9 protein-coding genes are annotated in these 12,740 nt (G+C 61.7%); all 9 read right to left on the reverse strand.

Features of this window, described 5'->3' with window-relative positions:
• Positions 1 to 121: 121 nt before the first annotated feature.
• The 9 genes from LKG04_RS08325 to LKG04_RS08365 all read right to left on the reverse strand — a co-directional run bounded on the left by LKG04_RS08325 (position 122) and on the right by LKG04_RS08365 (position 12,636).
• Complete coding sequence (locus tag LKG04_RS08325; protein ID WP_291762243.1) at positions 122 to 973, reverse strand: prepilin peptidase; 852 nt, start codon at positions 971 to 973, stop codon at positions 122 to 124.
• The gene (locus tag LKG04_RS08330) at positions 970 to 2,781 is read right to left on the reverse strand and encodes a hypothetical protein (RefSeq protein WP_291762246.1); all 1,812 of its coding nucleotides are present in this window, start codon (positions 2,779 to 2,781) and stop codon (positions 970 to 972) included. Before LKG04_RS08330 ends, LKG04_RS08325 begins: the two co-directional genes overlap by 4 nt.
• Position 2,782: 1 nt before the next feature.
• The gene (locus tag LKG04_RS08335) at positions 2,783 to 3,481 is read right to left on the reverse strand and encodes a PilW family protein (protein ID WP_291762249.1); all 699 of its coding nucleotides are present in this window, start codon (positions 3,479 to 3,481) and stop codon (positions 2,783 to 2,785) included.
• Positions 3,478 to 4,818, reverse strand: coding sequence for a carboxypeptidase regulatory-like domain-containing protein (locus LKG04_RS08340; protein ID WP_291762251.1), 1,341 nt, complete (start codon positions 4,816 to 4,818; stop codon positions 3,478 to 3,480). The genes LKG04_RS08335 and LKG04_RS08340 overlap by 4 nt, the downstream gene beginning before the upstream one ends.
• 281 nt (positions 4,819 to 5,099) lie before the next feature.
• Positions 5,100 to 5,573 carry a type II secretion system protein gene (locus LKG04_RS08345; protein WP_291762254.1) on the reverse strand — a complete coding sequence of 158 codons (474 nt, stop codon included), beginning with the start codon at positions 5,571 to 5,573 and terminating at the stop codon, positions 5,100 to 5,102.
• Positions 5,574 to 5,790: 217 nt separating this feature from the next.
• Entirely contained in the window at positions 5,791 to 7,047 is a 1,257-nt protein-coding gene (locus tag LKG04_RS08350) for a type II secretion system F family protein (RefSeq protein ID WP_291762256.1), read from the reverse strand.
• Positions 7,044 to 8,753, reverse strand: a complete 1,710-nt coding sequence (locus tag LKG04_RS08355) for a type IV pilus twitching motility protein PilT (protein ID WP_291762259.1) — start codon at positions 8,751 to 8,753, stop codon at positions 7,044 to 7,046. Before LKG04_RS08355 ends, LKG04_RS08350 begins: the two co-directional genes overlap by 4 nt.
• 184 nt (positions 8,754 to 8,937) lie before the next feature.
• The gene (locus LKG04_RS08360) at positions 8,938 to 11,097 is read right to left on the reverse strand and encodes a GspE/PulE family protein (protein WP_291762263.1); all 2,160 of its coding nucleotides are present in this window, start codon (positions 11,095 to 11,097) and stop codon (positions 8,938 to 8,940) included.
• A gap of 633 nt (positions 11,098 to 11,730) precedes the next feature.
• The gene (locus tag LKG04_RS08365; protein ID WP_291762269.1) at positions 11,731 to 12,636 is read right to left on the reverse strand and encodes a LysR family transcriptional regulator; all 906 of its coding nucleotides are present in this window, start codon (positions 12,634 to 12,636) and stop codon (positions 11,731 to 11,733) included.
• Positions 12,637 to 12,740: the final 104 nt, after the last annotated feature.

Raw genomic sequence — 12,740 nt, forward strand, 5'->3', positions numbered from 1 at the left:
CGTTGGATGACGGGCTGCGCGGTGTGCGCGCCGGAGACCTCTACGGCCCGGATGCTGGTACGGCTCAGGTCGAGCGACACGAGATTTGCCATGGATTCGATTCTCTTTCTCTCAGGTTCTCTCAGGCGATTCCAAACAACTGCAGATACCACTGCCCTATGGCGGCTCCGAGGAAGATGCCGACCCATACTCCGGCCAATAGCGACGGCCCGAAGGGGATGCTGGTTTTCCTGCCGGTGCGGCGGGCGATCATGACGATGACGCCGACCACAGCCCCGATGAGGAAGCCTGCGAAGGAGCCTACGAGGAGCGGAGCCCACCCGAACCAGCCGAGCATCAGCCCAAGCAGGCCGGCAAGTTTCACATCGCCATACCCCATGCCTGCCGGGTAGACGAACCACACCACGAAGAAGAACGCAAACAGGGCTGCCCCGCCGATCGATGCATGCAGCAGCGCGGACCAGTCCCCCGTAGCCCAGGACGCCAACACCAGCAGGACGGCGATGACCGGATAGGCAGGCAGCACGATTGCGTTGGGCAGCAGGCCTTTTTGGATATCGATAAGCGACAGGGCGATGCTGTACGCCATGAACACCAGCAGCGCAGGCAGCACGGCCAGCGGCACGAGCCCTGCGAACCCGGCCCACACGATCAGGCCGAAGGCGAGCGCGGTGAAGCTTTCCACGAGCGGGTACTGCCATGAGATCGGTTCGCCGCAATGCCGGCATCTGGCCCGCAGCATGATCCAGGAGATGACGGGAATGTTGTCGTACCATGCGATGCCCGCCCCGCAGCGCGGGCATTTGCTGCGCGGCTTGACGATGCTCATGCCGAGCGGCACGCGCCACACCACCACGTTGAGGAACGATCCGATGATGGCGCCGAATACCGCTGCGAACGGCACTATGAGACCCAATGGGATGGCAGCGAGGATAGGCTCGTCGGCCAGTGCGGTTGCAACAATGGACGTCATCGTGCGGCTCCGTCGGCCTTGAAGGCTGCAGCGGTCTCAACCCAAGTGGTGACGCCGTAGGTGGTGGTGACCGGGTTCAGGAATTTCGGCGGAGCCTTGAACTTGAACCGTTCGTCGTACTTATAATCCTTCGCATACCCGGTGCCTCCGGTGGTCGCCACCGGACCACGGTACTTTTGGGCGATGGCGCCGTTGACGGTCAATGTGCCACGACTCGTGCCCTTGTCGTAATTCTGAACCATAAACGTGTGCGCCACCGAAAGGATCGCAGCGTCAATGCGACGAGGCTGTTGCGCACTATATACCTGGTAGTAATTCCTGCCCCTAGTATAAAGCGGGTTCCATACCCACACGGCATTGTTGCCCACAAGACCAAGAATGTCCGTCTGGTCATCGACATACGTGATATCGCCCACGACAAAGATGTAATTCTCAGCGGCAATCGTTGCGGCGCCGTCGAACGCCCCTTTGACGAAGACGTCGCCATTGCGGCACCCGTACGTTGTGCCCGATGTGACGGACTCATCGCCGCTGCCGCCTATCCACGCCTGTTTGCCCGGGTAACCGCTTTCATTGGACCCCGAGCCAAGCGTCCATCCACGAGACGAGGTCGACCCTGAGCTTACGCATGTGAACCCGGATGGGTTGCTCGACGCGGACCAGTAGTTCACATCGCTGCTGATCGCGGGCACATTCTGCACATACATCACATTGTTGGCGGGAATTTCGATGGTTGCACCGGCAGGCGACTGCAGTTGGGCGATGTTGCCGCATTCGGCAGGAGCCGTTCCTTCGGTGGCTGCGTCATTGCTGATCCGCGTTTTCTTCGTGAATGGCGACTTGATGTTCACCTTGCCGTCTCCGGTGAATGTCATCTGCGTTGGACCAGTGTACAGGCAACCCGGACGCGGGACCGTTTCGGCCAGATCGGTACGGGTCTCTTTTTTGAGCTGGGAATTGGTCGCTGGCATCCCGATCACCCCACCGCTGTAGCGTGGGTAGCCGGCGAGCGTAAATGACGAGTCGCCGCAGCCGGATGGCTTGCGATAGTAAGGGCTCACGTTGTTTGCCGTGGTGACCGCTCCTGTGAACTTGGCGCCGCAGGAGAGGATGGTGTCATTGGAATGCACCGGACCATTCAATGTATCCATGGCAGCGAACCGGATCTCGTTGCACCCTGAGGTAGGCCGTGAATCCCAGCCATACTTCAGCACGGTTTTGGTGCTGTCCGTGTAGCAGCTTGCGCTTGGAGCGGATGTGGCCACGCTCGGATCCTGCACCTCGTAGTCGGTGAAATACAGGAAGTCAATAAAGCCTTGCTGTTTCAGATCAGCGACTATGCTGCGGGTCGCGTTGCCCACATTGCCGGTCGAACGCAGGCGAATGCGTCCAGTGGTCAGATATGTGGAGCTGTCGACTTCGTAACGGAATCTCGCCCGGCCCGAGCTCCCCGACACTTCGGCCCACGTGCCGCCTGTTCCCAATCCGAATGCGGGGTTTGTTTCCGCTCCGCTCGGCAGCGTCACGTCGCTGCCTGTACTAAACGTTGATTCAGGGTTGCCGAATCGATAGTATGTCGTGTCGTTGGACAGCCTGCTCTGGTACTCGTCAATGCCGGCGTAGGCAGCGGAAAGCGCCGCGTTCCAGTTGGAGTCGCTGGTGGCCTGCCTCATCCCGTTCACCGAGATCGCCACGAGACCGGTCATGAGGATGGCCAGCATTGTGCTGATGCCGATTACAAGGACCAAGGCGGCGCCACGCTCGCTGCCGTGTGCCATGCGCATTGCCGCAGTTCGTTGCCGTTTCATGTCAGTCAACCTCCACTCGGGCGACCCCTAGATTGGGAATGCCGACCATGTTCTGAAGCTCAACAGGATCGACGCGTCCACTGCCGTCGGTTTGCACGCGCATGGTCACCCGCACGCTGGCGATATTACGAATCTGGCTGTCGCTCAGGCTTTCGCCTGCCGGCGGCACCAGTCTGGTGCCGTCTTCGGCGTAGTAGCTGAACAGCGGTGCGTCATCCGTTGCCGCTGTGAGCGATCGGGCCACTATGCGTGTCGAATCAAGCGTGGAGTGAAAAGCCCAGTATGTGGTATTGACATGGTATGCCGTCCATCGCGTCTCGACCAGGTTGTCGTTGGCATCACGAGAAAACTGAACCTGCAGCGGTGCCGGGTCGGCAGCGTTCTCCGAGTCGATGAACGAATTCATCTTGAGCTGTTCGGATCCGGCATAGACGAACACCGGGTTATTGATCGCGCTTCCATACACCGGGATCTCGGTGCCCGCGCGGATGATACGCGTCAACTCGTTCATCGAATTCGAGGCCATGCGGCTATTGGTCACGGAGCCCCGCTGATCGCCGTACGAACGTATGGCGCTGACGAACATGGAGCTGATCATGGCGAACAGAATACCGGACACGGCCATGGCGACGACCAGTTCGACCAAGGTCATGCCGCTCTCACGGCGGTGCTGCTGCATGCGGACACGATGGCGGATCATACGGGCTCCCTCGGATCGAGGGTGACGATTCCAGCGCCGGCGCCGCCCACCGTCTGCACGCTCAGCCCGGTTGTGATTTGCGTATTCTGGGCGCCGGAGTTGCCTCGGTACAGCTTCCACGTTCCATATGGCAGGGCAACGTCGACGTTTGATGACGAGAGCACGTTGCCAAAGGTGTATGTCATTCCGGCATCGCAGCCGGGATCGCCATCACCGCCACCTACATATACCGCCTTCAGGTAGTTGCCGCTGCCGTTCGCGCCGTTCGAGATTCTCACGACTCCCATGGACACGTTGGCGTCCACAGTGGAGCCTGGCGCGCCCGCGACGGCCGCGGGGCGGGTCCCGGCCACATTGACGCCGCCGCGTGTGCCTGCCGCCCATTGACCGGGATCGGTGGCGAGGCAGAGGGAGGACGCATCAGCCCCTGCGTCCTCGTATTTGCCGGCAAGCACCGTATACCCTGACGGGATCGGGAACAGTTTGAACGATTTGGGGTTGGCTGTCGTCGGCGGGGCGAAGAGGTTGTTGCCGTACGTCGATACGAACGTCGTGTCCAGGTTCGTCGGAATCTTGGGGCTGCCCGCGTAGTTTGCCGCATAATGCGTGGAGAACGTGGCCGCCTGATCAAGGGCGAAGCTGACCCGCGACGAATTGCCGGCGGTCGACTTCACCGTGGCGGTTGGCGCGTCGAGCTGATCGTTGCTCACGTACCCCGACTTGGAGGCGGTCACCGTGTAATCGCCCGTTGGCACCTTCAGCAAGTAGGCGCATCCATCGCTGTCGGTGGTGGCAGCAGCGACTCCACTGACAGAAATGGTGACCTTGGCGCCTGCGACCCTGGTGCCTGAAGCGTCGATCACGCCGACGAGCACGGTGCCTAGCGTGGGATCGTTGATTTTGGTTTTGGGAGCCATCAACGTGTCGCTGCGCACGGGGCGGTCGCCCCGCATGTTATCCCAGGTGACGGTCACCGTCACCTGCTTGTAGGTCAACGAGCCCACGGCGGTGCCGGTCTCGCACGACGCGGTGGCGCCGGTCGACGTGGCCCAGGATTCAGTGACCTTGACATGGAAAACGTCGCCGTTGAGCGTGATGGGGGCCCGCGTATAGCTGGTCACGTCGAAAACGTCGGAGGACGAACGGACCTGATCGATTTCCTGCGAGGCGAGGTTGGCGGCGACGACCCGCGTACGGGTGTCCCTGGTGATGCTGAGGCTCGAGCTGATCGTGTAGAGAAACCCCGTCATGACGATCATCAGGATACCCATGGCGACGATGACTTCAACAAGCGTGAATCCGGACTCCCGCCGGTTCTTGCGCTCAGATGCAGACATCGCAACCAATCTCCTCTTGAGATTTGAAGTTACCCATTACAGACGTTCACTGCGCTTCGGCCCAACCTGCCTCGCGTGCAAGCACGTTTGCAGGTCGCAGTGATGTAGGCACTACCAATAGAATTTTATGCGCGGAGAGACTGAGAACCATGGCTCCTTATGGAACGGATGGCCCTCAGTCCCTGTGGAACCGCACAGGGCGGACAGGCTGACGACTACGAACGAATGGTGATGATAGCCATCATTGGGCAACCGTCATCTTGTCCAGCCTGATCACGGGTTTACTTACCAGGATCCCAAGTTTTCGAGCCGTCTGCACTCTTGTAGGTGTATGTAACCCACTTTGAGCCTGCAAGATTTTTATTTTCGCCAGTAACCTTGTAACCCGTAGTGCCGTCTGGAATCACGGTGATCGTGTTATCATCGCTGGCCGTGAATGTCTCATCGCCGACCTTGCCCGGGCTTACGGCAGCATCACCAGTTTTGCCTGTTGCTTCTAATTTCACACCAGTAGCGGCGAGGAACCCATACGAACCATTATTCGCCTGGGCCGCACTTTCAACTGCGGTGATGGCATTGTTCACATCGCTTTCGACGGAGGACTTCCACGCGCCCTTCCGCTGGTTGAGGAAGACCGGGATGGCGATGGCGGCCAAGATGCCGATGATGATGACGACGACGAGCAGCTCGATCAGGGTGAAGCCCTTCTCGCCGTTTTTCCTGCGGGCGAGGGCCCGCTGAATGGATTTGGACATGATAATTCTCCACTTCTACTTACTTTGAAAAACCGGCAGCAGCAATACTGACTATCGCGCCGTCATGGCATGCCAAGCCAAGGCGAACAAAATCGAAAACCCCTTCTCTCATGCATGCCATAGCCGTTACACAACGACTGAACGGTATTTTATCTTATATTCGTTGCATTTGCAATTTATATAGCATTCCCCGACAACATCTGCACATAAGGACCGTTTAATTCCCGGAAATCGCGCCATACATCGTGAACATAGGCATATACAGCGCCACGATCATGAAGCCGACGATCCCTGCAAGGAACACGATCGTCATCGGCTCCATCATCGCGGAGAGCTGCTTGGTCATGCTTTCCACCTCGTCGTCATAGAAATCGGCGATTTTGTTCAGCATGGTGTCCACGGCGCCCGAATCCTCGCCGACAGCCAGCATCTGCACCAGCATGTCAGGAAATATCGGCTCCGCAGCCAGCAGCGTGGACAACGGCTGGCCTCGGCGGATCCCTTCCTGCGTGCGATTGAGCGCCTGCTCGACCACCATATTGCCCGAGGTCTTGCCCACGATCTCCAGGCTTTGCATCATCGGCACGCCGGCGGTCACCATCGTGGCGAAGTTGCGGGCGAAACGCGAAATCGCAATGAGATGGAGCAGCCTGCCGAACACCGGGATCTTCAGCTTGATCGGGTCCACCCTGGCGCGGAACTCCGCCTTGTTGTGGTTGGAGCGCCACCACATGGCAAAGACGACGCCGCCGACGACCAACACCGGCGACGCGAACGGCATCGCATGCGAGATATTGACCAGCAACTGGGTGATTGCCGGCAGTTGCGAGCCAACCGAGCTGAAGATATTCTCGAACACCGGCACAATGAAGATCAGCATGAAGATCACAGCCACAACGGCGATGCACAGCACCACGACCGGGTAGGTCATCGCCGATTTGATCTGGCCGCGCAGCTTCACCGCCTTTTCGAAGTTGTCGGCCACGGCCACCAGCGCCTTGTCGAGGAAGCCGCCGAGCTCGCCGGCCTCCACCATGCTGATCATGATCGGCGGGAAAATCTTCGGATGCCGGCTCAGGGCCACCGAGAAGGCCGACCCCTGCTCCACCTGCGTCTGCACATCGCGCATGGTCTCCTGCAGCAGCTTGCTGTTGCTCTGCTGCCCGACCACGGTGATGGCCCGAAGCAGCGAGACGCCCGCCCCGACCATGGTGGCCAGCTGCCGGTTCATCATGGCGAGGTCTTTGTTCTTGACATGCCCGCCGCCGGAGCCGGGAAGCCGGATCTCCATGCTCAGGCCCGTGCCCTGCACGTGCTCGTGCAGCTCCGTGATCCACACGCCGTCGGCCGTCAGCTTCGCCTGCGCCGAATTCATGCTGGCAGCCTCAAGCGTGCCCTTGACCTTCTTGCCGCCATTGGTCGTGCCGACATAATCAAAGCTGGGTGTTGCCGTGCCGTTCGTGGCTGCGCTCATCTCGACATCCCTCCCTGGGGCATCACCACGCCAGCGGGCGGGGTGCCATACGGGTTCCGGCCCGGCACGTATGCGGGCTGTCTGGGCTGCTGGGGCGCCTGATACATGGGCTGGGACTGCGTCCTCGGCTGCGCGGGCTGCTGGCGCGCCCCCATCGGATTGGCGAACGGATCGTCCATGCCCGAAATGCCGCGGCTGCGCACCAGCTGATCGAACTCCTCGCGGTTCTGCACGTGCTCCAGCGCCTTCTCGTAGTCGATCTCGCCGGAGAGCACCAGGCGGGCCAAATCCTGATCGAGCGTATGCATACCCTCATTGCCGCTCGACTGCAGGATGCTGCGCATCTGATGCAGCTTCTGCTCGCGGATGAGCGCGGCGATGGCAGGGGTGCTGAACATGACCTCGGTGGCGACGGTACGGCCCGTGCCGGAAGCCTTGGGAATCAAGGTCTGCACAATGACGGCCCGCAGCGTGGCGGCAAGCTGGGTGCGGATCTGCGCCTGCTGGTACGCCGGGTAGATGTCGATGATGCGGTCCACGGTCTGCGCGGCATCCTGGGTATGCAGCGTGGCGAACACCAAATGGCCGGTTTCGGCAGCAGTCAGCGCCGTCGACGTCGTTTCGAGGTCGCGCATCTCGCCGACCAGAATCACATCCGGGTCCTGGCGCAGCGCATGCTTGAGCGCCTCGGAGAAGCTGTGCGTGTCATCGCCCACCTCGCGCTGGTTGATGATCGCCTTCTTATGATGGTGCAGGAACTCGATGGGGTCCTCGACCGTGATGATGTGGCAGGGGCGCGTCTCGTTCACCCGGTCGACGATCGAGGCCAGCGTGGTGGACTTGCCCGAACCGGTCGGGCCGCACACCAGCACCAGGCCACGGGGGAGATCGGCCAACTCCACCAGTTTGGGCGGCAGCCCCAGCTTCTTGACGGACAGGATCTCCGTGGGGATGAGTCGCAGCGCCGCGCCCATGCCATTGCGGTCGCGGAAGATGTTGACGCGGAACCGGGCGAGATCCCCGACGGCGTAGGCGAGATCAAGCTCCAAGTCCTTCTGGAACGCCGCCGCCTGGCTCTCGCTGACCAAGCCCATCAGCACCGACGACACGCGTTCGGGCGACCACACATCAGTGCCGGGAACCGGGCGCAGATCGCCGTCCACGCGAATCATCGGGCGGCTGTTGCCGACCATATGCAAATCGGAGGCCTTGTAATCGAGCACGGCCTCCACCGAACGCACGAAATCAGGGTCGACATCGTTGTCCATCGCGTGCATCGTGGCTGCGACGCCCGCGGATTTCTTCGGCTCCTGCTGCTGCGAGCCCTCGGATGGCCTCGCCATGGCGACGTGCAGCGGAGGCAAGGTGGCGGTCTGGGCGGTCTGTGGCGGCACTGGCGACGTGGTCTGCAACGTGGATTGCGCAGTGCCGTAAGCGCTTGGCGCAGATACTGCCGTGGCCTGGGAGACCGGCATGCCCGTCGACGGCGCGCCTGTCGCGGCGCGCATATCACCAAAATTCTGGCGAGGCTGCTGAACCGCAGGAACCCCCGGCGCCTTGACGTACGGCAATGTTCCCGCCCGCCGAGGCATCGACACCCCAGGCATCTGGCTCAAATACTCCAGAGGATCCGGCTCCGGCGAATACTGTTGCCCATCCTTCAAGTGCCGGGCCTGCCGCGAAGCCCCTGCATCACCGTTCGCCATATCAACTCCCTCCGTACTGCTCTCTATAGCTCTGCATGCTCTGCACACTGCCTCATGCATAAGTTCTTATGACTTCACAGCCGCCATGTTCTCTGTCAGCATACAACACGGATCGGCGCCGCACCGTGCCTGTGGCATGACCGCTCATGACATATCGCCGTGCGCAGCGTGACGCCGCACATCATTACGCCGTCACGCGCAGCACCTCGTCGACGGTGGTGAGGCCTTTGGCCGCTTTCGCCCAGCCGTCGTCGCGCAGCGTGATCATTCCCTGGCGCAAAGCGCTCGTCTGGATGTCGCTCGCCGAAGCGTCCGCCACCGCCAGCCGTTCGATGTCCGTATCCACCTGCATGACCTCATGAATGGCGATACGGCCCGAGTACCCGGTGTTCGAGCATTTCTGGCAGCCCACGGCATGCCAGAACGTCGGCGGCTCCTCGCCGGGGGCCAACGGGAAACGCATCCTGTCGATCTCGTTCGAATCCGGAATGTATTCTTCGCGGCAATACGGGCACAGGCGGCGGGCGAGACGCTGGGCGACCACGCATTCGAGTGCCGAACCGACCAGGAACGGCTCGACGCCCATCTCCACCAAGCGCATGACGGCGCTGGGGGCGTCGTTGGTGTGCAGCGTCGACAGCACCAAATGGCCGGTGAGCGACGCCTCGATGGCGATCTGCGCGGTCTCGCGATCACGGATCTCGCCGATGAGCACGATATCGGGGTCCGAACGCAGGATCGAGCGCAATGCGCTGGCGAACGTCAGCCCGGCCTTCACATTGACCTGCACCTGGTTGACGCCGTCCATGCGGAACTCCACGGGGTCCTCGACGGTGATGACGTTGACCTCGGGCTTGGCCACTTCAGCCACCACGGAATACAGCGTCGTGGACTTGCCGGAACCGGTCGGGCCCGTGACCAGCACCATGCCGTGCGGCTTGTTGAAGCTTGAGCGGAACACATGCAGGTTGTACTCGCTCATGTTCAGGTCGTCGATCGTCATACGGCTGCCTGCGGAGTCGAGGATGCGCATGACGACCTTTTCGCCCCACACCGTGGGAAGCGTGGCCACACGCAGATCGACCGAGCGGCCGGCCTGGTTGACGCTGACGCGGCCGTCCTGCGGCTTGCGGCGCTCGGCGATATCCATGCCCGCCATGATCTTCAGACGGCTGATGACGCCGGCGATCATGGTGCGGGAGGCGTGCTGCACCTCATGGAGCACGCCGTCGATGCGGTAGCGCACCGCCAGCCCGTCACGGCGAGGCTCGATATGGATATCGGACGCATGATCCATGATCGCCTGGCTGATCAGCAGGTTCACGAAGCGGATGATCGGGGCGTCATCGTCCGAATCGACCATATCCTCGTCCGGCAGCCCGGCGACCTGTCCGGATTGCTGCGTGGAGGAGGCGATCGAATTGGAAAGCTCCTCCAGCTCGCTGTCGACGCGGTGATAACGGTCTATCGTCGCGATGATGGCTTCCGGCTCCGCAGCCATGGGCACGACGTTCAAGCCGGTGTTCGTCGAGACGTCGTCGATGGCCACCACGTCGCTCGGGTCCGCCATCGCCACCATCAGGCGGCTGTCCATACGCCCTATGGGAACAAGGGTGTTATGCCGGCAGAGCTGCTCAGGCACCAGCTGCACGGCGATGCTGTCGATATGGTATTCCTCAAGATTCACATATGGCACCCGAAGCCGCTCGGCCAGCCGCATCGCCGGAGTGCGGTCCGGATCGTCCGAAAGCTGCGAATCGTCGCCGCGATCCGAATCATCAGAGTCATTCGGACCATCAGAATCTGATCCCGAGTCCGCCTCGTTCCCGTCCGGTCGCTCCGGCGTCAACGTGGCCACAGCGGACAGCATTTCCGCGTCAATCGACCTGGCCGGCGCCGCTGCCGTCCCCAGCGAAGCGGATCGGGGCTGAGCCTGGATTTGTGGTTGGGCCTGAGAATACGAGTCAAAGTTCTGCGACTGCTGTTGTGTCTGTCGCTGGGCAGCGGCGCCCATCAGACCGCCCGCGGATGGGCCCAAGGCAGACTGGCCCATGCTCACGGGCGTATTCACGGTCGCGGCATTCGGCTGGCTGGCCGCCTGGCCGTTGAGCTGACCGTGCAGCTGAGTTCCCGGTGCCTGAGTGTCCTGCAGTTGGCGGCCAGGCACCGCTCTGCCCGCCTGGCCGCCCCATTGCGCGGAGCCAGTATTGGCCGAACCGTTGCCCATCCCCTGCTGCGCGACGGGCTGTCGAAGGGCCTGCTGGCCTAGAGAGCGCGAATCGGCGGACGCCTGCTTGGCCTGCGGGTCCTCATCGACCAACAAGGAGTTGACGAAAGCATTCAAATTGCCGCGTTGCGCGGCGCTGTCGTCGGCTGCGCGCCCGGCAGACCCGTATGTATGTAACGCTGGTTGTGCGGCAGGACGGGAGGGAGACACATCAAATGTCCGCCGCGCTGGCTGCTGTTGGCCCGAGTACTGCCGATCACCGGGCTGCTGACCGAACGGCTGCTGGCCAAGCGACTGGCCGGCGTCATCAGAAGGGGCATTGGAAGAACGAGGGCGGAACAACCCCCGAACCGGTGCTGCATGTCGTCCTCTCATATATATCCCCCATTCACATCGCGATCGCACCATAGCGCAACCACAGCCACACTCCGCCCATCTCCCCGACGTCGCCGGTTGTTTGTTCGACTGCCGCGAAGCCCAACGCCGAAGCTGAAATTGAACCTGCCGACAACGACACCGATTATATCCACCGGTCGCGCACGTTTGTGTGGGTACAGTGTTCGATATTGTACCCCACATCATGTGACGTGTAAACGCGGTGATATTTCATGTTCGTTCGACATTGTTTGTTCGCCGACCATGCCCTCGTACAGCCCATGCGCCTGAGCACATATGGCTCACAAGACCATACGGCTGACCGCATGGCAAAAGCATTCTGCTGTTGCGGCGAGGAAGACGAAAGGCACGCGTTCAGGCCCCAATCGGCTCGGCGCACTGCATCGCGACCGTTTCGCAGGTACTGACGAGGTCGCTGCGCCAATGGCGTTGCATGGCGGGCGCCACGACGAGGAACGTGGGGATCGTGATCGCAGGTTCGATTCTGGCGACGCGGATGTCCTCGTACTGGTGCTCGGCCTCATACGTTTCGTAGATCGGCGTCCACATGGGCGTCGCATTGGCGGCCATGACGGCGAACGTGGCATCGACGCTGGTGAACGGCATGCCCACGGTCAGCCGCAACCCGCGCGCCGAGTAAGCCTCATTCAGAACATCGTGAAGCGCCGGGTTGGCCTCATAGGAGGCCAACGCCACAGGCGATTCCGCCAGTTCCCGTATCGACACCGCGTCCCTGCCAGCGAGCGGGTGATGCTTGGGCATGGCGGCGATGAGCCGATCCTCCCAGACCCTGTCGCTGCGCAGCGTCGCATCGCGCACGCGGCCCCGGAAGAACGCTGCATCAAGCGTGCCGTCAGCCAACGAGGCCGACCGCTGCTCCGGCGGCACCTCGACAGCACGCACGGTGTAGCCCTTGCGGGCGAGATCCTTGAACACGAGCGGCACCCTCCTGCCCATGCCGCACCCGATGCCAAGCCGCAACACTCGGGTGGAGCGGTATTCCTTGGCTGCGGAGCCCAGCGCAGACGCATCGTCCAGAAGCGTACGTGCGAGCGGCAACAGACTCATCCCGGCCGCAGTGAGGACAATGTTCCTGCGCGAGCGGTCGAACAATTCGACCCCGAGCGCATGCTCCAGCCGTTTGACCTGCTCGCTGACCACGGATTGGGGCAGAAACAGGCGATCAGCCGCGCGCCGGAAATGCAGTTCCTCGGCGACGGTGACGAAGATGCGCACCTGCCGCAGTTCATAATCAGCCATGCTGGTTCCTCTCTTTTGGCTCGCTGCCCGATCGCGGCGAAATCGTCTGCGTCCGGTCTCGATGTTTTCGGCGCCGTCAACGTTCCTGACGTTCCAGCCGATTG

The sequence above is a fragment of the Bifidobacterium sp. genome, assembly GCF_022640935.1.
Classification (GTDB): domain Bacteria; phylum Actinomycetota; class Actinomycetes; order Actinomycetales; family Bifidobacteriaceae; genus Bifidobacterium.